Genomic DNA, 20,048 nt, shown 5'->3' on the forward strand with positions numbered 1-20,048 from the left:
AGACGCAGGGGAAGGATGATTTTAATTTTAGAAGCTTGGAATCATTTTACTTTAGGAGTTAATAAAGATGGTTAAAAATAATATCAAATTATTTAGAACTGAAGCTGGATTAACACAAGAACAATTTGCTAAGAAACTAAGAATAACGAGACAAACAGTTATTGCTATAGAAAATCACCATTACAATCCTAGTTTAGAGTTGGCTCTTAAAATTTCCGAATTTTTCAATACGAATGTAGAGAGTATTTTCATTTTGGAGGAGGATGAGTCTAGTGCAAACTAACAGAAAAAACCGATAAGTATTTGGTTGAGCGTTGCGACTCTAGTTGTAATTAATTTGTTTGTTGCTCTATTTGAACACCCATACTCATACGGGAATATACCAATGAGTATAATCATGCTTTTTGGAGTTATCCGATATAATATGAAAACAAAACAAATGGACACAGAGAACGAGATAATTGAAGACGAACGCACAATTCAAAATAGGAATAGGTACAATCAAATTTTACTTTTCTGGTCGATCATCATTGTATTAGCTGTTCTAGCTATACTACTTCTAAATGGTATTAAATCTGTTTCAATAGAGCACATTATTTTAGCTTTTTGTATTATATTGCTCGGAGGTTTTACATTCAACAGTTACCTTTCAAAGAAAAAATAGGCGCTCAGAAAATGGGCACTTTTTTTAAAATTTGAATGGAGCACAAATTTTAGAAGCACAGAGATTACAAGTAGTTTTTTACATTTTTCTGATTTCCTACTTCAACTATCCTGCTTCGTTAGTTGGAGAGGAAAAAGTTGGAATCACTGTGAAATCCCAGCCTGAAGTAAAACCCCCTGTTAGTTTAGCAACTCGCTTTACGTATCCTAATTTTTTAATTGTTTGGTATTTATAAAAAATGCTGTTCCTATTATAAATATACCTAAACAAACGAACATAGCAATCCCTGAATATTCATCATCAAATATTGTTGTGTTAACCAAAATAACTAACATCATTAGTACAAAAGATACATATAAGCCTTTAATGTATTTCATAAGTTATACCTCCTTTTAAAACCTTAATAGCAGTCTTATTCTTTTACTATTCAAATTATTGGCGATATTTCATTTTTATTTTAACACTAATTTCCTTTATTTGATATTTAAATACAAAAGTGCCCACGCTTGTTCAACTAAACTGCACCGTTAGCACCCATGTAGCAAAACCAGCGCGCACCACAGAAGATTAAAATGTACTCAGTACAGTTATAGAATACTACGGCTGGGAGAAGAAGGTCGATAAACTATCGTACCTGCGATGAACTTCGATTGAAATTGCTTTATCAGCTTCTAAAGGGACCTTTATCACTGCAAGAGATGAGTGTACAGTTTAATACTTCTAAAACAACACTGCATCACCAACTTTCTATATTAAAAGCTTTTCTTCACATAATTAAACAATTTAAATATACGCAAATTATCAGTCAAAGTGATACGGAACGGGAATCAACACCACATTTATTATGAGAAACTAATTTGTGCGAATATTGGATTTATTATACAATATTTCTTAAATAAAGATAAAGGTGAAGGAGTTAGAGGTATGTATCAAAATGAGTTTAGTGGAAATTTAGAGAAATATAAAAACCCTATTGAATATGATGTACTTCATGAAAATTATAACGTGGATTTATATTTTATTGAAAATCATCTCAAGAAGAATAGCGGTACGATAATTGAATTAGCCTGTGGCACAGGTCGCTTAGCTATTCCGCTAGCCAAGCAAGGATTCAATGTTTATGCAGTAGATATCCATGAAGGGATGCTTCAATTGGCAATTGAAAAAGCGAAAAAGCACAATGTCCATGTGCATTTTACAGTGCAAGACTGCACGCAGCTTCAATTATCGATCACATCAAATTTTATCTATATGACAGGTAATTCATTTCAACATTTTCTAAGTAACGAAAGTCAAAATGCTTTATTCCATTCCGTTAAAAAGCACTTAAATCCAGGTGGAGAATTCGTATTTGATACGAGAAACGCTCTTCTAAGCGAACTGTCTACCGTGGATGAATACGAAGAAAGTTCAGTCAACAGTAAAGGTGAAAAACTAACTATTCAGCATCGTGACGAATATGACCCTATCACACAAATCTTAACTTGCCGTTCTAAAAATAAACTAGAACACTCTATTTCCGAAGATTCAATTCGACTTCGCTATACATATCCAATGGAAATGAAGAGGCTATTAGAACAAAATGGGTTTGAAATGTTGCACATATATGGTTCGTGGAACAAAAGTGACTTTACAAAAAATAGTCCATCTATGATTGTACACGCACGGTTACAAAAATAAAATCGCAAAACACAAACATTTGTTCTATATTCTGTTATTTATGTTATAATTAAGAAAAAATTAGGAGCTAAATCGATGAAAAACATTCGTGAACGCATGGAGCATTACCATATTACAGGTTTAAGTCTTGTAGCTATCGAAAAGGGAAAAATCAGTAAGACAGATACTTTTGGAGTTCTGGAGGCAGGTACCGATAAAATAATTAATGAGCACTCCATTTTCAACGCTTGTTCTATCAGTAAGTTTCTAACAAGCATTTTAGTGATGAAATTGGTGGTACAAGGGATTGTAGACTTAGATGAAGATGTCAATAAAAAACTAGTTTCATGGAAGGTTCCTGACAATCCATTTACAAAGCATAAAAAAGTTACATTACGCAACTTACTATGTCATCAATCTGGGATTGTGGACCCTGAAGGCAGCTTTATGCCCGTAGAATCATTCAAAGAAATGCCATCCATGGTAGAAATAATGAGTGGTACAACTCCTCCTTATTGCCCTACCTCTATTGAAGTGACTGTTGAACCTGAAAGTGAATTTCATTATTCTGATGCAGGCTTTTGTCTTATTCAGTTATTAATAGAAGATATAACGCAAGAAACGTTTTCTCATCTCATGGATGATTTTATTTTTAAGCCATTGGGCATGGCAAACAGTACATTTTCTACCTCTCTTTCAACATCAAATATGGATAACTTTGCATGTGGCCATGATCAAAATGGAGCTTTAATTCCAGGGAAATATTCTATTTATCCTTATCTTGCTGCTTGTGGTATATGGACTACCCCTAGCGATTTGACAAAATTATTACTAGATATTATGAATGCTGTCAAAGGGCAAAGTAAAATTGGTATTACTACAAAACAAGCAAAAGAACTGTTCCGTTCACAAGGATGTAAGGAATGGACGGGCCTAGGCGTATTTCTAGATGGCACGGACGAGAAGCTCGAATTTTCCTCTCTTGGCTGGGGTGTTGGATTTCAATGTATGCTAGTAGCCTATCCATACCTCGAAAAAGGGATAGTTATGATGACTAATACTGATACAGGTATGCATCAAATGAAGGGAATCATGGGTGAAATCTATCATGCACTTTACTAATAGCAGAAAAAGAGGCTGGAACATCAAGCCTCTTTCATCACCTTATAATGCATTTGCACCATTTGCCCATAGCGTTGGGTATTTATTAACTTTAAATCTTGATATGGATTATGATCCTTAAACAATGGAATTCCTGAACCTAAAAGATGCGGTGTAACCGTAATAATTAATTCATCTATTAACTGCGCTTTCATAAAGGCATCGAGAATTGCCGCTCCACCAACCATCCAAATTTTAGAGCCTTCCTGTTCCCTTAATTTTTTCGTAAACGCTACTACATCTTCATTCACAAACTCAACATGTTCGTTTTCACCACTTTGTGATGTTGTGAATACATAACATTTCTTATCGAGATATGGAAAAGAATCAATATGGTCTACAACTTGAGACTCCCACGACTAAAGTCGCAAGCCCTATACCTTACGGTTTGACGGGTGGGATTCTTGAATGACTACGCGTTCGCAGTCCATTTCTGTTTTGAACAGCCTTCAAGATGAGGGGATCTCATTACCCTTCCTAAGACAGTGCATATAGCATCTTAGGCTGATTGACTGTTACCATCAATCACAGGTGCATATCGAATATTCATTGCACCGACTAAATCACGATGTTTTTCGAATCCACATTTACACTTATATATTCTATCTTGTGCCTTATTCTTTTCGGAACATTTCGGGCATGTTTGACTTGTGTACGCAGGATTCACAAATTCAACTTTAATACCTCCTAGGTTCGCTTTGTACGCAATGAATTGAGCAAGACGATAGAATGACCAGTTGTGCAGATTCTTTTCGTTTTTACGGCTTGTTCTTGCCGTCTGCCTGATGTTCGTTAGTTGTTCTAAGCGAATGACAGAAATATTATTTTCTTTAGCGAAATTAACAATCGCACGACTAACCTTATGGTCTTGGTTTTTCATGTATCGCTGTTCTTTATCATCAAGATTGCGAATAGCATTTAATTTCTTTAATTTGCCTAACTTCTTACGTTTGGATTTAAACTTACGTCTGACAGATTTATTTTGTCTACCCTTTCCAAAGAAACGAGCGCTTCCATCTTCTGTCACTGCAACAGCAGGGACTTTCAAACCCAAATCTACCCCCATTATCTTTGTTCCTGTTTTTTCACTTGTAGGAATGGTGACAGATATTTGTGCCATCCATTTATTCGCTTTTTTCGTGATACGAAGAGTACCTAATTTGTGTTTCAACAAATCAAAATTGCGGTTTTCTTTATCGACCAACAAAGCACGAATAGGTGTTTTAATTGCCTTACCTTCCATCATGATGGGCATTGAAATGTGCGTGAAATCAAAAGAATAGTTTTGGTTATTCCAAATACACACTGGCTTCTTTAACACAGGAACAACCTTGAATTTATTTTTCTTCACTTTCTTAAACACACTTTTAGCGTCTTTAATCGCTTGGTTTTTAACAGCACTTGGCAGGTCGGCAGAAATATCCTTGCTTGATTTCTTTGTACTTTTCTTTTCTGCAACCATTTCAGAAACAAGGGAATTGATTGTATACACATACAATTGACTCATATTCTGCAAAATGGAAGCCTGTTCTTTTGTTGGAAGCAGTTTGACTTTAACAGTTATTGTTTGCGACATTGTTCTTCACCTCAATCTCTAATTAATCTAGCTTTTTTACTCTTCTAAAATTGCTTCTCTAATTATCAACCATGAACTGAAATGTGGAATTTACCGAATTTTCAGTCTTTATAAAATTGCGCAAACCACAATTACTACATTTAACTTGCATAGTATTCCCCCCTTGTTTTTTGTTGTTCCACATAATGCTTGATGATTTCACTCGATATGTTTCCTGCGGTAGATACAAAATAGGAACGTGTCCATTGGCTTGGCAAATGTTGAAGATGAGGAAATTCCTCTCTCAACTTAAATTTATCAGTTTTATTTATAAATGCAACATACATACAAAAAAGTGCGGAATTTTCGGATACTTGAAGTACCACAAATCTTTCAGTTTTTTAGTAGCACTCCGTATCCGACCTCACTCTCATCCCACACCTGAAGGATTGGGCTTTCCCGTTCGAAAATCTGTAATCATACGTTCTCTTTCCCATAATAATAGTATCGATAGATTGATACATGTCGGAATAACCAGCATCCCCTTCCCCCTCTGTTTCTTCTAGCCATTGTAAATCATCATTCTCTTTCGCAATAAATCCATCCAAACTAGTCGCAATATATAAAATGATTTCTCGTGACATAACGTCATCTCCTTTTCTCTTTTGTAAAACTCATGAACAATATTTATAATATACATAAAACATGACAACTACTGTCATGATTAAAAGAAAAGGTGAGAAAATGTCAAAAGCAAAACGTTTATTAGATATCCTTCTGTTTGTTAGTGCAAAAAAGAAATTTACTGCTCAGGAAGTTGCTGATGAATTCAATATTTCGATTCGCACAGTTCATCGATATATTTTAGATTTAAGTGATATGGGCTTGCCTATTTACGCTGAACAAGGACGAAACGGTGGCTATTCTGTCCTAACGAGCCGACTTCTTCCCCCTATTTTATTTACAGAAGATGAGGCGGTTTCGATTTTCTTTGCGTTCCAATCACTGCATTATTACCGCGATTTGCCTTTTAATACGGAAATGAAGTCCGCTTCTCATAAGCTATATAGCTCGCTTCAGGAGGAGGCAAAGCAGAAAGTGGATAAACTTCAATCCTATATCGCGTTTTGGAATCCTAAACGAGCGATTGAAACACCTTTATTGAAAGCTGTTTTAGAGGTAGCTATTGAAAACAAAAATCTACATATTCAATATGAATCCAAATCAGGTACAACAACAAAATATATTCACCCTATTGGTGTTTATGCTCATGATGGATTATGGTATATGCCAGCTTTCGATCTCACTAAACAAAAAATATTATTGTTTCGTGTAGATCGTATTCTTTCTATCGTAGAAAGCGAAGAAAACAAAGAGGAATTTATAAATTTGGAGGAGTGGTTTGGCAACACCTATGAGATTAAACAACCCATTCGTTTACATGTACTATTATCAAGGGAAGGTGTACGACAATGCAGAAGTGAACCTAGCCTTGAAGACTTAGTCGTCATAAAAGAAGATGGCACAGGTTATATTGATTCCATTATAGACAAAGGTGAACTAAATTTTACTAGCCCCCTCTTCTATCGGCTTGGTATGCATGCTCAAATTGTAGAACCGAATGAATTAATCAATATTTTACGACAGCAGGCAAAAGATATTTTATCTATGTATCCAGAAAATGAATAATGTTATATGACGATTTTGTAAGATTGGCGTAACATTCATCGTTACTACTTTATGGACAATTTTCTTATACTTTGTAAGTGAGGAGGAGATAACATGCAACCAATTGAATTAAACAAACGAATTGATACACTAGATTATTTAAGAGGATTTGCTTTATTAGGAATTATTTTAGTAAATATTCCGGCATTATTATGGATAAATACACCGGACACATCTATAGATATTGCATACAATAGATTTTTAATATTATTTGTGGAAGGTAAGTTTTTCTCGATTTTTTCATTTTTATTCGGTGTAGGCTTTTATATTTTTATTTCCCGTGCAATGGCTAAAAATAATAACGCCTATCTTTTATTTATTAGAAGAATGATTATTTTATTGTTAATCGGGCTTGTACATTTTTATTTCCAACCTGGAGAAGCATTAACCGTCTATGCAATTTTCGGGCTAATTGCTTTACCATTTTACAAAGTTCGTAAAGAAATAAACGTAACTATAGGACTTATACTATTAGCGGTAACTGCTTATTATGGCATCAAAATTGCTATGCCGTTTCCACTTATTTTACTAGGATTAGCTGCTGGGCAGTATCAAATTTTCGAAAAGATCCATGACAATCGTAAAAACATATTTATCTTTACAGTGATAATGTTCTTTATTAGCATAGTGGGCTTGCTGTATCAATGGCATTATGTCCCAGAGGCAATGGCGAACGTTAACAATATGACAAAAGATGAATTTACAGAACATGTGACAAACATTGAAAAATTTTCATTAATCGGGCTTCAATTTAGCCCATTTGTATCTGCATTTTATGTAGGTTTATTAATGTTATTACTCAAACATCATTTATGCCAGGACTTGCTTTCACCATTAAAAGACTATGGACGAATGGCATTAACAAATTATTTAGGGCAAACAGCGCTAATCTTACTAATTGGCAATGCCTTTGACCTTATTGGCAATATTCGTTTTATCCAATCTCTTTGGATTTGCATAGGTATTTACATTTTCCAATTACTGTTTAGCAAGATTTGGCTGCAATTCTTTAAATTTGGACCATTAGAATGGTTGTGGCGCATGGGTACTTATTGGACTATACCTTCATTGCTTAAAGCTTCTACTAATTCTAAGGAACGCTCCTAACCCAAAAAACTTAAAAATGACAAATACCTAACAAAAAGCTTTTTTCCTTCATAAAATAGTAGTGTACTCAATTCGCTTCCAGCTTGCTCATACCTTGAGCAAGAAACACACCCCCATCATTAAATCTTTATTTTTTGGTCACTTTCCGCTTAGGAAAAGTGACCATTTTTTTCTTATCATATACCCTAAAATTTGCTTTATAAAAAAACCGACAAGATCATTTAAGATTTTGTCGGTTACTCAGCTTATTTAGCAGCCCAAATATCTATTTCCAATTTAATATCAGGGAATCCTAAAGCAGTAATATAAGCTATCGTCATAGAAGGATAAGGATTTCCAAACATCGTTTCCCACTCTTGATAGAAATCATCCCAATCTATTTCTTCAGTTGCCCAAATATTGGCTTTCACCACATTGTCTGCGTTAAGTCCCTCTGCCTCCAATATTAATTGGATATTTTTTAAAGTATTCTTAACCTGCTCTGTTAGTGATGATGGCATTTCCCCGTTTACCCCAACTCCAATTTGTCCAGATAATGCGTATATTGTTGCATCCTTTGGAAGTATTGTAAGATGGCTATAATTGCCAACAGGGCTAGGTACTTGGATTGGATTTTTACGTGTTATTTTATTGTTCATGGTTAATCTCCTCTAGGTTTTTATTTATTTTTCTAAAAAAGGGCAGACTCGTCCCTATAAACTTAATTTTAGAAAAAAACAGCAGTTGAGAACCCAATACCCATACTTAAAAAACGTAATGATCTTTTTTTCATTTGGATTCTCCCCTTTCACCTAAAGTTATTTTCATATTACCATGTTTTTCATAAAATAATCAAATCTCTACATTTTTATTTCTTTTTCCTTTATGGTTAATATCTTCACTAATCCCAATAAACAATAAATCACACCTGACACTATAACACTATAAAATAACACAGTGATTGAGGTTGGACCCCATACTTTAATAAACTCCCAATTGGATTCCTCTGGTAATAGTTTCGGGAACATAATGATAAGTGCAAAAATTATTGCAACACTTAAAGAATGAAAGATTAATAAAAAAGTTCTTTTTATATTTAAAGATACTCTAATTCGTTGTTTTTTAACAATTTCCCTTAAGGTTGTAAGCAATAGAATACTTAAAAACATCCCCAAGCCTACAACAATAACACATATAAGTGAAATAATTTTATCCAAATTCTGATAGATGTCAGAATGAATAGTATTTACCGTTTTCCCTTCCCATAAATCTATCACACCTTGCCCTATCGCAGTTGTATAGCTCGAGTTCATATTGGATAATACGGCTACTCCTAATTGTTCATCGGGCTGCATGATGAAATAAGAAGAGAATGTCGGATTTTCACCCGCATGGGATATATATTGTTCTTCTTTTCCCATAACTCCCCATCCACTTGCATAGTATGTGTCCTTATCGAAAGTCTCTACAGATAAATCTGGGATATGCGATTCTTGAATAATTTTATGATCAATCGAATCAACTTGGCTAGTTCCTAACTGTAGCTTTAACCATTTTGCTATATCGCTTGTGTTACTTATTACATAACCTGCAGGTACATTTCCACGGTAGATCGGTGGTGTATATTCCTGCACTCTCATCAGTCCTATTTTATATCCCGTGGCCATCTCATTAGATTTAACTTGATGAATTCCAACAAATGTATCATTCATAGAGATTGGCTTTAATATTTGCTGTTTGATATACGTATCAAAGGGTTGTTTTGAAACCTTTTCAATAACGAGTCCCAAAACATCATAATTGATTGTTGCGTATTCAAATGAGCTACCTGGTTGTCTATTTAATGGCTGATCAAGCAATTTTTTCACAGTTAACTTAAGAGCATTCGTTTCGTTACTTTTCGGGATATTAGAAATAGTGCTAGTAGCTATTCCACTTGTATGATACAGTAACTGATTAATAGTAATTGACTGAGGCTTGCCATTATATTTTAACTCAAACCATGGGATATACTTTTGGACATCATCCGAACGTTTTAGTAAGCCTTCCCGCTCCAATTTTAAAATGGCTAGTCCCGTGAATGCTTTCGATGTAGATCCTAGTTCAAATAATGTATTAGAGGTAACAGGTGTTTTTGACTGAACATCAGCGTATCCAAAGCCTTTTTCATAAACCGTTTTCCCCTTTTCTACAATTACTAACGATATTCCTGGAATTTTACTAATCTCCTTTTGCTCTTTAACAAATTGATCAATCTTTTGAATTTTTTCATTTGAGTCTGCATTTACGATTGTTGGCGTTAAACTATAAAAGGCAACAATCATAGCAATTAGAAGCGTGTAGATTTTTAATGATGGCTTCATTTTCATTTCTCCTTTAAGCTGGTACAAGGTTATTAAATTCCTTAATTTAACTATAACAAGGAATTAATACCACAACCATCGTTTTACATTAATAAAAACATCTCAATATGACAGTTTTGTAACTAAGAATCTTAATAAACACAAAAAGACCAGATTCCCATTCTAAAAAGAGAACTGATCTTTGTTAAAGATAGCAAATTAAATTTCTGCCCTAAAAGCTTTCCCCAGCAGATGTCCAAGTCCAAAATAATGGCGGAAATTATAAATAAGTGGGCTCCATTTATTTGGATCAATATAATTTTCTTTAACTATAATCTCCTTATGAGCATGTACATGTATTACTTGTGCCTCAACAATAGCAAAAAAGGGAGCATAATCAGGAATTCGAATATGTTTTACTCTTGCCTCAAGTTGAATTGGACACTCTGTAATTCTTGTAGGCTTTACTGATTTAGAATCGGTTGGCGTTAAATTACTAATTTTATATTTTTCTTTTTCAAATGTAAATCCATTCGCTCTCTTATATTCAGGAACGGGGTTTTTCCCTGTAAAAGGGGCTAATTTTTCTACATTCTCCCATAATGAATGATCTGGGACATTAATGACACATTCAGGATGTCGTTCTAAATTTTCAATAGCCTTTCCCCCAAGCCCAATTCCTAAAATAATACAATCCCCTAACACCCATGATGATGAAAGAGGGCTAATATTTACTGTGTCATCTTCATTTAGTGTAGTTAATAATATCACAGGTGTCCCGTAGTATAGAATTTTTGGATTAATCATTTCTGTTTTAGCAATTTGAGTCATTTTCTCTCCTCCTATCTGTACTTTCAATTTTCATAGTACAAGATAGATATTTCAATTTTCATCGAAATATAGATTGCGTTTTAAGACATATACTTTACCTTAGCAATTTAAATATTAAATGAAATGGAAAATGACCAGGCTCAACATTAATTGAAGTGCCTGGTCATATCCATTTCGTTATCGTTTATTTTTAATAACAACCTCAGTTACTGCTAACGCTTTTCTCGGTTTAATATTCTCCATAATAATATCCGCGATGTCATTAGGATTCATTAATGTCTTAGTTTTTTCCTCAGTAAATATCCCGTCCCAAAATTCTGTGCTCATACCACCCATGTATACAGCACATACATGAATAGATGTTTCACTTAATTCTAGTGCTAGACTCTCTGTAAATCCACGTACACCAAATTTACTAGCACAATAAACAGATTCCGTTACTTTTCCTTCTAGACCAGCTGTAGAAACGATATTGACGATTGTTCCTTCATTGCGTTCTTTCATACCTTTTAGCACTTCTTGTGCGCAAAAAATTGTTCCTTTTAGGTTAATATCAATCATTTGATGAACTGAATCCTCATTCAAGTTTTCAGCTTTATCAAAATAGCCAACACCAGCATTATTAATAAATAACTGAATTGATCCAAAATCCTCTTGGATAGAATGAATTACTTGAGCGACCATTTGTTTCGAAGTAACATCAACCTCATAAATAGAATAGCCATTGGTTAAAGCTTTAGCCGTAACCTCAAGCTTTGATTTCGTTCGACCGAGTAAACAAATGTGATTGCCTAAAGACGAATATTTTTTAGCAAGTGCTGCACCTAAACCACTGCCAGCCCCTGTTATAACAACGATATTTTTGCTCATATTAATCATCCTCTCTCACAGTTAATTATACCAGAATAGGAACTCCTATCAATAAGAGGAACGTTTTTTTGAAAAATATCAACCAAGAATGTTTCAAAAGGTATTACGTCAGGGATAATTTTAAACTTTGTTAAACTAACATGGCTTGACTTAAATATTCGATTTGCGAAATCTCAAAACAAACAGAAATAGATCAATTCTACATATTCTGTAGATTGAATCCGTCTTTTTATATTAACAGCAACAATCTTTGAGAAAAGCTGTTGCTTATGGTTTGGCTATATTCTTCAACTAAACCAGCTAATAGTTTGTCTATTTACAATCACTCTTCAACTCCCATGAAAGAACTTAATCATCTTTCATTTTCTGTGGTGAAGTGCTGATTTTTGTGCTTCATGGATGGCTAACGGGTGTTTTTATCGAAATCCCTTCCTTTGTTGCTAATAAAAAAATAAACGACAAACCTAACATTAACCTAACGAAAAGTTTCCGTGTCTTAAAAAGCGATTAGCTTAAAATAACCTTAAAAAAAATGAATAATGTTAATGTATACTTGAATTTTATTTAACCATTATTTAATATTATTAAAAAGGGAGGGGAAAATGTGAACCGTGATGAAGTACCAGCTTGGATTTTGTCTTTAGATAAAGAATCTGTTGAATTTATAAGAAAATTTATAATTAATTCTGGTTCTTTAAAGAATATATCTAAAATTTATGGTGTATCATATCCGACAGTAAGGACTAAATTAGATACATTAATTAAAAAAATTGAACTGAATAGCAAAACAGAAGACGTCGAGTTTGTAAATATGATTAAAAATTTGGTAATTGATGAACGGTTGAGTTTAGAGACGGCAAAATTGATTATTGATAAATATAAAGACGAAAGGAATGAAGGATAATGGATCCAATGTATAAATGGTTAATAGCCATTTTAATAGCCATAGTAATATTAGGAACTCAATTTTATTTATCTAGAAGAACTAACGTTTACTGGGGAGCAATTGTACCAGTTGTGTATTTAGTTATTATTTTTGGATGGTGGTATAACGGAATGGATAATTTCAATACTTATACACTATTTAAGGTTGCAGTTGTTGGTCCAGCAGTTTTATTAGGAATCTGGGCTAGAGGAAGAGAATCTCTAAAAAATAAAAGAAAAAAAGAATTAGAAAAAATGAAGTTACATGATATAAATTGAGGAACATAAAAATTTAGAGCATATTTGAAGATTGTTGCTATTAAAACATAAAAACTGAGTTAATCTACAAAATGTGTAGAATCAACTCTGTTTTTATGTTTGATATTTCGTAAATCGAATATTTAACTAAAGCGCCCGATTGTGGAATATCAAGATAGTGATTCCTCCTTTTCATTTGTTTAAATGTCTCATTCATCCTTCCAACTACGTAAAAGTTCTTCGAAAAAGAGTTTCGGTGCAGAGGAATGGTCATCTTGTAGATAGCTTTTTGCCACAGCCATAATATTTAACTTCGGAACAATAAATATATATTGTCCGTATAAGCCATTGGCATAGTAATATTCAATTTTGTTGTTACTATTAGTAATTTCACAAGTCCATAGCTGATAACCATAACCATATCCAGCTGTTCTGTCTTCTTCTGCTTCAAATTGTTTATATGGTTTTTTTGCCTCGTGGATCCAGTTAGATGAAATCACTTGATTTGATTTAAATTGCCCTTCGTTAAGTAATAAAAATCCAAACTTCACCATGTCTTCTAAATTTAATGAAATACTAAAGCCACCCTCGTGAATTCCTTGCGGGTCCTTTACCCATATGTATTTTTTTATCCCTAATGGATGGAATAGAAATTCTTCAGCAAATGAGGCGGTAGAACCTCCAGAAACTTTTTGGATGATCGCGCTTAGTAAATGAGAGTTTCCACTATTATATTCAAAGGTTGAACCTGGTCTATATATAACTGGTTGTTCTAGTATGAATTTAACCCAGTTTTTTGAACTTTGGAATTTTCCTACTTGTAACCCCGAAGTCATAGTCAGCAAATGAAATAATGTGATTTCCTCTTTCATTGGGTCATTGAACTCTAATATTTCCGGAAAGTAGTTATAAATAGGTTCATGAATGTTTTATATTAGCCCTTTATCGACCATAATTCCAATTAATATAGACACAATACTTTTTGTAATGGAATAAACCTTTGTCGGATTTTTTACGACTTTTTTATTCTTTAAATATTCAAAGATCCGTGTATTTCCTTTATAAATGACAAAACCTTCAATTTTAATCTTCTTCACTTTCTTCTCTAACTCATTAAAAGATATTTCACTCATACATATAATCCCTCCTCCACTAAATTGCGTCATTAGTTTATGTACATCAGTTTATAATTTAACCTAAATTTTAACATAAATTCATTAATTTTATCAAAGGAGTTATTCAATTAAATGGCCCGATTGTTGAACACAACTTAAACAACACTGTTAAACTAACCTACCCCGTAGTTGAATAGCGCAATCATTTCGAAAACAGCCTAAAAAAAGATGAGAGCACTTAATAAAAGCACCCACTTTTTGGAAGCCGTACAAAATGAATTGAAAACTAATACCAACTACTCCCTAATCAGTAGTAGTTATTTCTTTTAAAAACCTCAGACAACAAATGAGAATAAAGAACTATAATGTTTTTATTCATTTCGACGCATAAAAGTTCCATTTCATTCTTACTTCCATGTCAATCAACACTTTTATGTTATTTTTTGGGTATTCAATACATATACTATTATATTTATTAATAAAATGACATAATTTCATCGAACACAGAATATAATTCTGGAGGGTGTTAAATGAATACAATTAAATCTTTAATTTTCCCCCAAGACTTGCATAAATTAAGCAAAACTCATCTCAAAGAGATTTGTAATAAAATGACTTTAGAAACAACCGGCAATGTAAATGAATTAGCAAGTAGAGTTTGGGACTCTTTTGAGCATATTGAAGGCGATGTTCTTAAAATGATAAGCAATAATATTTTCTCTGGAGCAGTTTCTTTAGCTTGGTACCAGGCAACAAATAAAACTGATTTAACAGGATTTAAACAAAGTATAATTAATAAAATGCCATTTAACCCTTTCGAAACAGTAGTTACACCAAATAGCAAAAATGTTCCTACTGATCCTACCATTATTGCTGCAGCTGAAATCCAAGATTCACAAGCATATTATTTAAGATTTATTCATAGAACTGGGGTTAATGTTGATTACTATTTAACTAACCGAAGAGAATACATTAAGCATGAAATTACAACAGTTTATATAGATGAAAGTACGGGAATAATTGAAGTACGAGCAAGTTCAGCTGTTGCCAAAAAAATTATTGCTTTGTTAACTAAAATTGTCGAGGATGAATACGAATTCAAACAGTATGATTTGTTAGAGAAATACGGGGGTACTCTTGAGTCTTTAGCTGATAACCTTCAAGGAAGGCTTATTGATGCTACAGGAAGACCAGCAGGATCAGTAAATACATTTGAAGAAACACAGGGTCAATCAATTGTGAGTATACTTTCTGCAATTGACGAATACTATACTAGTGGTGAATTATCAGTTCTAGAGCAAAATTTAAATAGCGAAGATATTACTGGCATTTTAGAAACAACACCTTTTACGTTGTTACTTTTAAGTGGACTTGAAACAATAGGATTAGGTAGTATTAGAGAACTACGAGGTTTACCATTATACAATTATTTAGAACCTTACCTATCCAAACAAAAAGGATCTATACTATTTGAACATAGTATTGGTGGAGTCAAACAAGAATATTCTATTCGAATCGGCGTTAATACAAAAACATTTAAGTTCAATGTATTTGCGTCTGAACCTGTATTGGATTATATTAGAGAAAAATTGATTTACCAAATTTATTCTGCGAGGTAAAAGTATTGAGCAATTTAAAGCCATGGGAAATTTCTCAAAAAATAGATAATGCACTTGAGGCAATTGCTATCAGTAAGATTGAAAAATTTTACCATAGTTATATTGCAAAAATAACTAACTTACCTCTTGGAGTAGTTATTGATACATTATCTGAATTAGAAAAAAAAGAAGCGCTCGTTATAAAATTAGAATTTCAATGCGAGGAATGTAGTAGAAGTATTTTAACTGCTAATAAATCTGAACTTGAAAATATTGATTCCATTCCTTGCAAGTATTGTGGTACAGAAAATTACTTCGATCCTTTAAACGCTATTCCAATAATCGAATTAAGTGATGATTTCAGACAAAGTTTTTCAAAAAAAAAATTAATAACAAAACGGAAAATGTCGGGTTAAGTAAACAAAATAAACCTGAGAGTTTAAGAGAAATTATCGATATTTTAGCCGAAGAAAATTCCGATCAATTATTAGAGAAAGTATCCAAGCTTGGGAAAGTTACTATTATCTTAGGAGATGGTTATATGGGTGATTCTAGTAAATATGGTGGTTTAACTTTTGGAGAAAACAAAGGTAATATAACTATTGAAAACAATGGTACACTCAATCAAGGGATAGCTAGCTTGCCTAATGACATTATCAATGCTTTACAACAGCTTCACGATGAAATTCAACACCTAGCTGAAGAACAACGAGAGATTGCAGAAGCTAATTTTGAACTCCTTCAAACTCATATAGAAAATGGAGATAAAGAGAAAGCTAAAAAACCATTAGAGAAATTAACTAGTATACTAGGTGTTATTAGCTCTATTGTATCTATCGCTTCTGCTTTAGGACTTGGAATTCCTTTAAAATAATAAGAGACTAAACAGGGGTACAAATTATTTTTGTACCCCTTAAATATATTTGTAAAAACAAAGCCTCCAGAAGAAAACGAGTCGATCAATGGCGTGAATATTTCTATTGTGAGTCACTGTCAGCGGATGTTCTAGTGGAAAAGGGTCATAAACGTACTTCAAAACGAGGGTCAAATAAAGGCAATGACAACATTATTAGTAATGGTTCTATTATGAAAGATCTACAACTACAAGTGCAAACAGGTATTTTCGGCACTGAAACAGGCATGATTAATTTACAATAATTAACAGAAGAAAGCCACTCATTATTTTTAAAATGAGTGGCTTTTCTTTAATTTTTTTTAACGTTATCTGTATGTATATGAATAACACGATTATTACTAACAAGAATCAAAACATTTTCTAGTTCTGCTATCATAATATGTTCTATTGCATATCTGATCTTCCATTCTTGAACAAAATCAAAACGATTAGAGTTCTAAAATTCTTTCATCATTGTGATTCTCTTTTTACTCAAATTTCGGGTACAAAGTGGGGTACAAGTTAATCTTGTACCCATTAAACCTTGATATATAAGCATTTGTAGTACTATCTAAATATATTATGTTCGTATAGGTAATCATACGAAAGATCGACAAACAAATATTCATGCTCGTTAATAGCAATAGAAAATGTTCTTGTAATTTCCCCTGTCTCGATATCTCGATATAGCTCTGAGATTTCTCCGCTTTGATCGTTGCGCATTTTAATGATTGTTTGTAGGAAGTATGGGCGCCAACTCCAGTTTTTATTGATGGCTCTTGGCTGCAATTCCCACTGTCCATCTATACGCATTACGTTTGGAGAAAGTTGGAAGCCGTCTTCATTACAAATATATACTCGGAACGAATAACTATCCAATAGCTGCGCTAAATGCTCTAAAAGTGTGGTGTTGTCACTAGAAGGTTTGACACGATGGACAATCGCTTCTAGCTCCTCTCTCAGCTTTTTCAACTCGAAATATTGCGCCTCTAGAATTTTCTTTTCAGAGGTAATAAACTGCTGGCACTCTTCCTTAAAACGTTCCTTTAAAATATCCTTCTCTACGAATGTTATTGCAGGGTTTGCCAAGTATCGCCCCTGATAAAATCGGCCTCCATTCTTCCAAGCAAACTGCAATTGATACACAGTTTCGATTCCTTCGAATAAAAGATTTGCGCCAATTTTATAAGCAAGACTACCTATTGCTGATATCATATCAGACTGTGCAGACCAAGAATCATAATTTAAGTCTTGAATATTGACCTTTAAAATTTGTGGTGATAATAAAGCAATGTGCTCTAAATGACTCTCCGCTCCCACTTCCTGAACGGCAATTTTGACACCAAAAGTCGTAAAGTAACGTACTGCATGGTGCAGCTTTTGAATATCACCTAAAAAACGATGCTCAGAAACAACTAATACAATACGATGTAAATCCTCTTCACTTATATATTGTTGAATAATATTAAAATGACTTTCACCAAAATCCTGCATCAATAAGTTCGGATTACTAGGAATATAAATATCAATATCTTGCCCGATTTCTTCTACTTTGGCTAATGCAGCATGTAGAATTTTATGTTCCATATCAATACGATACTCTTCTGGAATATCCTCATTATTCACAAAATCTTTTAAATTAATTTGTTGATCCTCGATTTGTAACTGTCCGGAAATTTCGTAGGCAATCACCGTATGCGCATCCGCGCTAAAAATAGGTTGAAAATACCCATGTATTTGATCTAAATTTGTTAAAACTTCAATTGCATCCATTGTCGAAACCTCCATACATGATGTTATCCAAGAATAACATTACATTCACAGCTCATTACATGAAAAAAGCTCTCTGTCTGTATAATAATTTGTTTAAAGAAAATTGGCAACTTCACATGGCGTTATTTTATGGAATAAATCTGTTCTGAAATTTAACAAACTTCCACCTAACTGATTTATTTTTTTCTGACAATTCATCACTAATAACGATTTTCTCGCAAAATAGGTTGCTTAAGTACGCTTATTTTTATTTAGCGTCACTCTTTATGCATTCACTAAATTTTTCATGTATTGCTGTGTAAAAAAACTCCCTCAGAATTCCTTTATCATTATAACTTATGCAACAATTCAATGTGAAAGCCAAGATAACTAAAGTTTTTCATCCTATATCCTAAAATAATTCAGCCGTTCACCCACTACAGTAAAAAAGCAGTATTCCAAAGTATGGATTATACCCTACAGGAATACTGCTCATGACTATTCTGACATAAAGAAATACCAAATAATCGCAATTGTAATTAAAGATAGAATAACAGCAATTGTTACACGAAGTGGTGAAATTGGGGCATCCCCACCTACTCGACCTGTTTGTCCATTTACCATAAATCGATAAATTTTCTCTTTGTAACGGAATGAAGAAAGCCAAATCGGCAACATTAGATATTTGTATGTAATATCATCATGAGTTGTTGAGAAATGTAAATTGGATACTACATCCGCATTATGTTCCCAACGTATTTTTGAGGTAATTTGTGCATTCAGATGATTAGAAATTTCCCTCTTCGCCTGACTCCACCCGTCCTGTAAACCAATACTGTAGCGTTCTGATAAAAATCCTGATACATATTCCGGCTTATAGGCTTTATTATTGAGTAAATTAAAGGGTTCTATTTTTCTCATCATATTACGATCATAACGGATTGTCGCACTTATTAAATGATCATCAATAAATTCCTGATAAAAACCACTTGTAGAATACCAGTCTGTTTCAGTTCGAGTATTTCCATCTTTATCTGTAACTGTGCGATGTCTACCGTATCTTGCAGAATACCTTGAGCTTGTTTTCGTGTCAAAGGTCCAATAAGGAAGATAAACCCCTTTAAATGAATCAGGCTTTGCACTATCCTTTGCTGCTCTCGGTGTAAACCATTTTCCCTTAATCCAACTTTTGAAGTTCTCTCCCGCTTGCTTATCTGTTATTTCAAATGCGCATACTCCGTTCGGGGCTAGCGTATTTTCAGCACTAGCCTCCATAACCTGATTAGAACCACAGTATGGGCAACTATCAGCTACCTGTAATGCATCATAAATCGTTTCTGCCGCACAGGATTTACAAATGACTGTTTTTTTCTCAACACCCCAGTTAAAATTCCCACGTTCTTCAGCCATTGCAAAATCCATTTCCTGGGCAACTTTTTCCTCTTGCTTCTCTGGGGCTGCAATTTCAGTTTCATAGCCACAATAAGGACATGTCAGCTTTCCAGTTGCTGGGTTAAATTCAATGGATGCACTACATGATGGACACTCAGCGTCAAAATCAAGCTTTACTTGTTTAGCATTTTCAGCATCTTGCGTTGGCATCATTAGTC

The 20,048-nt window shown here is 33.6% G+C and carries 23 protein-coding genes and 2 pseudogenes; 12 read left to right on the forward strand and 13 right to left on the reverse strand.

The genetic code is table 11. The annotated features are described in order from the left end of the window. Positions 1-67: 67 nt before the first annotated feature. Entirely contained in the window at positions 68-283 is a 216-nt protein-coding gene (locus tag ABH966_RS16380; RefSeq protein WP_370080167.1) for a helix-turn-helix transcriptional regulator, read from the forward strand. A gap of 587 nt (positions 284-870) precedes the next feature. Here ABH966_RS16380 and ABH966_RS16385 read toward each other — a convergent pair. Further along, positions 871-1,041, reverse strand: a complete 171-nt coding sequence (locus ABH966_RS16385; RefSeq protein WP_370080169.1) for a hypothetical protein — start codon at positions 1,039-1,041, stop codon at positions 871-873. A 273-nt stretch (positions 1,042-1,314) separates the two neighbouring features. Between ABH966_RS16385 and ABH966_RS16390 the strand changes: the two genes are divergently transcribed. The 3 genes from ABH966_RS16390 to ABH966_RS16400 all read left to right on the forward strand — a co-directional run bounded on the left by ABH966_RS16390 (position 1,315) and on the right by ABH966_RS16400 (position 3,445). Beyond that, complete coding sequence (locus ABH966_RS16390) at positions 1,315-1,512, forward strand: HTH domain-containing protein (protein WP_370080171.1); 198 nt, start codon at positions 1,315-1,317, stop codon at positions 1,510-1,512. Between the two features lie 76 nt (positions 1,513-1,588). Beyond that, a complete protein-coding gene (locus ABH966_RS16395) occupies positions 1,589-2,344 on the forward strand; it encodes a class I SAM-dependent methyltransferase (protein ID WP_370080173.1) in 756 nt (251 codons plus the stop codon). Positions 2,345-2,419: 75 nt separating this feature from the next. Then, positions 2,420-3,445 (forward strand): serine hydrolase domain-containing protein, encoded by a 1,026-nt coding sequence (locus ABH966_RS16400; RefSeq protein WP_370080175.1) that lies wholly within the window; start codon positions 2,420-2,422, stop codon positions 3,443-3,445. A 23-nt stretch (positions 3,446-3,468) separates the two neighbouring features. On the opposite strand, the pseudogene ABH966_RS16405 reads toward ABH966_RS16400, so the two are convergent. The 4 genes and pseudogenes from ABH966_RS16405 to ABH966_RS16420 all read right to left on the reverse strand — a co-directional run. Continuing rightward, positions 3,469-3,828 (reverse strand): annotated as a pseudogene (locus ABH966_RS16405) (dihydrofolate reductase family protein); the annotation flags it as partial. Between the two features lie 155 nt (positions 3,829-3,983). After that, positions 3,984-5,060, reverse strand: coding sequence for an RNA-guided endonuclease TnpB family protein (locus ABH966_RS16410; RefSeq protein ID WP_370080177.1), 1,077 nt, complete (start codon positions 5,058-5,060; stop codon positions 3,984-3,986). 140 nt (positions 5,061-5,200) lie between these two features. Next, positions 5,201-5,386, reverse strand: a complete 186-nt coding sequence (locus ABH966_RS16415; RefSeq protein WP_370080312.1) for a transposase — start codon at positions 5,384-5,386, stop codon at positions 5,201-5,203. 126 nt (positions 5,387-5,512) lie between these two features. Next, positions 5,513-5,683 (reverse strand): annotated as a pseudogene (locus ABH966_RS16420) (dihydrofolate reductase family protein); the annotation flags it as partial. 100 nt (positions 5,684-5,783) lie between these two features. Here ABH966_RS16420 and ABH966_RS16425 point away from each other — a divergent pair. Both ABH966_RS16425 and ABH966_RS16430 read left to right on the forward strand, forming a co-directional pair. Further along, on the forward strand, positions 5,784-6,728 hold the full coding sequence (locus ABH966_RS16425) for a helix-turn-helix transcriptional regulator (protein ID WP_370080179.1): 945 nt from the start codon (positions 5,784-5,786) through the stop codon (positions 6,726-6,728). A 93-nt stretch (positions 6,729-6,821) separates the two neighbouring features. After that, a complete protein-coding gene (locus ABH966_RS16430) occupies positions 6,822-7,874 on the forward strand; it encodes a DUF418 domain-containing protein (protein WP_370080181.1) in 1,053 nt (350 codons plus the stop codon). 245 nt (positions 7,875-8,119) lie between these two features. Here ABH966_RS16430 and ABH966_RS16435 read toward each other — a convergent pair whose 3' ends face one another. The 4 genes from ABH966_RS16435 to ABH966_RS16450 form a co-directional block, all read right to left on the reverse strand. After that, the gene (locus ABH966_RS16435; RefSeq protein WP_370080183.1) at positions 8,120-8,512 is read right to left on the reverse strand and encodes a RidA family protein; all 393 of its coding nucleotides are present in this window, start codon (positions 8,510-8,512) and stop codon (positions 8,120-8,122) included. Between the two features lie 201 nt (positions 8,513-8,713). Further along, positions 8,714-10,216, reverse strand: a complete 1,503-nt coding sequence (locus ABH966_RS16440) for a serine hydrolase domain-containing protein (protein ID WP_370080185.1) — start codon at positions 10,214-10,216, stop codon at positions 8,714-8,716. Positions 10,217-10,414: 198 nt separating this feature from the next. Then, positions 10,415-11,026, reverse strand: coding sequence for a flavin reductase family protein (locus ABH966_RS16445; RefSeq protein ID WP_370080187.1), 612 nt, complete (start codon positions 11,024-11,026; stop codon positions 10,415-10,417). A gap of 177 nt (positions 11,027-11,203) precedes the next feature. Then, positions 11,204-11,896 carry an SDR family oxidoreductase gene (locus tag ABH966_RS16450; protein ID WP_370080189.1) on the reverse strand — a complete coding sequence of 231 codons (693 nt, stop codon included), beginning with the start codon at positions 11,894-11,896 and terminating at the stop codon, positions 11,204-11,206. A 604-nt stretch (positions 11,897-12,500) separates the two neighbouring features. On the opposite strand from ABH966_RS16450, the gene ABH966_RS16455 reads away from it, so the two are divergent. Further along, positions 12,501-12,800 carry a DUF2089 family protein gene (locus tag ABH966_RS16455; RefSeq protein ID WP_370080191.1) on the forward strand — a complete coding sequence of 100 codons (300 nt, stop codon included), beginning with the start codon at positions 12,501-12,503 and terminating at the stop codon, positions 12,798-12,800. After that, entirely contained in the window at positions 12,800-13,099 is a 300-nt protein-coding gene (locus tag ABH966_RS16460; RefSeq protein ID WP_370080193.1) for a hypothetical protein, read from the forward strand. The genes ABH966_RS16455 and ABH966_RS16460 overlap by 1 nt, the downstream gene beginning before the upstream one ends. A gap of 188 nt (positions 13,100-13,287) precedes the next feature. On the opposite strand, the gene ABH966_RS16465 is transcribed toward ABH966_RS16460, so the two are convergent. Next, positions 13,288-14,004 carry a serine hydrolase domain-containing protein gene (locus ABH966_RS16465; protein ID WP_370080314.1) on the reverse strand — a complete coding sequence of 239 codons (717 nt, stop codon included), beginning with the start codon at positions 14,002-14,004 and terminating at the stop codon, positions 13,288-13,290. Positions 14,005-14,007: 3 nt separating this feature from the next. Continuing rightward, positions 14,008-14,211: a hypothetical protein gene (locus ABH966_RS16470; protein ID WP_370080195.1), complete on the reverse strand. Its 204-nt coding sequence runs from the start codon at positions 14,209-14,211 to the stop codon at positions 14,008-14,010. Positions 14,212-14,723: 512 nt separating this feature from the next. Here ABH966_RS16470 and ABH966_RS16475 point away from each other — a divergent pair. The 4 genes from ABH966_RS16475 (at position 14,724) to ABH966_RS16490 (ending at position 16,949) form a co-directional block, all read left to right on the forward strand. Then, on the forward strand, positions 14,724-15,812 hold the full coding sequence (locus ABH966_RS16475; protein ID WP_370080197.1) for a hypothetical protein: 1,089 nt from the start codon (positions 14,724-14,726) through the stop codon (positions 15,810-15,812). Between the two features lie 5 nt (positions 15,813-15,817). Next, entirely contained in the window at positions 15,818-16,207 is a 390-nt protein-coding gene (locus ABH966_RS16480; RefSeq protein WP_370080199.1) for a hypothetical protein, read from the forward strand. A 125-nt stretch (positions 16,208-16,332) separates the two neighbouring features. Continuing rightward, positions 16,333-16,665: a hypothetical protein gene (locus tag ABH966_RS16485; protein WP_370080201.1), complete on the forward strand. Its 333-nt coding sequence runs from the start codon at positions 16,333-16,335 to the stop codon at positions 16,663-16,665. A gap of 134 nt (positions 16,666-16,799) precedes the next feature. Next, positions 16,800-16,949, forward strand: coding sequence for a hypothetical protein (locus ABH966_RS16490; RefSeq protein ID WP_370080203.1), 150 nt, complete (start codon positions 16,800-16,802; stop codon positions 16,947-16,949). Positions 16,950-17,253: 304 nt separating this feature from the next. On the opposite strand, the gene ABH966_RS16495 is transcribed toward ABH966_RS16490, so the two are convergent. Continuing rightward, positions 17,254-18,459: an EAL domain-containing protein gene (locus tag ABH966_RS16495; RefSeq protein WP_370080205.1), complete on the reverse strand. Its 1,206-nt coding sequence runs from the start codon at positions 18,457-18,459 to the stop codon at positions 17,254-17,256. Between the two features lie 477 nt (positions 18,460-18,936). Then, entirely contained in the window at positions 18,937-20,040 is a 1,104-nt protein-coding gene (locus ABH966_RS16500) for a TFIIB-type zinc ribbon-containing protein (RefSeq protein ID WP_370080316.1), read from the reverse strand. Between the last annotated feature and the right edge of the window lie 8 nt (positions 20,041-20,048).

Source organism: Lysinibacillus sp. RC46, assembly GCF_041262385.1.
Taxonomy (GTDB): domain Bacteria; phylum Bacillota; class Bacilli; order Bacillales_A; family Planococcaceae; genus Lysinibacillus.

Coding starts and splice junctions, on each gene's coding strand:
- ABH966_RS16380 (WP_370080167.1), top strand. CDS start 68: ATGGTTAAAAATAATATCAAATTATTTAGAACTGAAGCTGGATTAACA.
- ABH966_RS16440 (WP_370080185.1), bottom strand. CDS start 10,216: ATGAAGCCATCATTAAAAATCTACACGCTTCTAATTGCTATGATTGTT.
- ABH966_RS16450 (WP_370080189.1), bottom strand. CDS start 11,896: ATGAGCAAAAATATCGTTGTTATAACAGGGGCTGGCAGTGGTTTAGGT.
- ABH966_RS16415 (WP_370080312.1), bottom strand. CDS start 5,386: ATGTATGTTGCATTTATAAATAAAACTGATAAATTTAAGTTGAGAGAG.
- ABH966_RS16435 (WP_370080183.1), bottom strand. CDS start 8,512: ATGAACAATAAAATAACACGTAAAAATCCAATCCAAGTACCTAGCCCT.
- ABH966_RS16495 (WP_370080205.1), bottom strand. CDS start 18,459: ATGGATGCAATTGAAGTTTTAACAAATTTAGATCAAATACATGGGTAT.
- ABH966_RS16395 (WP_370080173.1), top strand. CDS start 1,589: ATGTATCAAAATGAGTTTAGTGGAAATTTAGAGAAATATAAAAACCCT.
- ABH966_RS16425 (WP_370080179.1), top strand. CDS start 5,784: ATGTCAAAAGCAAAACGTTTATTAGATATCCTTCTGTTTGTTAGTGCA.
- ABH966_RS16460 (WP_370080193.1), top strand. CDS start 12,800: ATGGATCCAATGTATAAATGGTTAATAGCCATTTTAATAGCCATAGTA.
- ABH966_RS16475 (WP_370080197.1), top strand. CDS start 14,724: ATGAATACAATTAAATCTTTAATTTTCCCCCAAGACTTGCATAAATTA.
- ABH966_RS16470 (WP_370080195.1), bottom strand. CDS start 14,211: ATGAGTGAAATATCTTTTAATGAGTTAGAGAAGAAAGTGAAGAAGATT.
- ABH966_RS16485 (WP_370080201.1), top strand. CDS start 16,333: ATGGGTGATTCTAGTAAATATGGTGGTTTAACTTTTGGAGAAAACAAA.
- ABH966_RS16445 (WP_370080187.1), bottom strand. CDS start 11,026: ATGACTCAAATTGCTAAAACAGAAATGATTAATCCAAAAATTCTATAC.
- ABH966_RS16410 (WP_370080177.1), bottom strand. CDS start 5,060: ATGTCGCAAACAATAACTGTTAAAGTCAAACTGCTTCCAACAAAAGAA.
- ABH966_RS16500 (WP_370080316.1), bottom strand. CDS start 20,040: ATGCCAACGCAAGATGCTGAAAATGCTAAACAAGTAAAGCTTGATTTT.
- ABH966_RS16385 (WP_370080169.1), bottom strand. CDS start 1,041: ATGAAATACATTAAAGGCTTATATGTATCTTTTGTACTAATGATGTTA.
- ABH966_RS16400 (WP_370080175.1), top strand. CDS start 2,420: ATGAAAAACATTCGTGAACGCATGGAGCATTACCATATTACAGGTTTA.
- ABH966_RS16430 (WP_370080181.1), top strand. CDS start 6,822: ATGCAACCAATTGAATTAAACAAACGAATTGATACACTAGATTATTTA.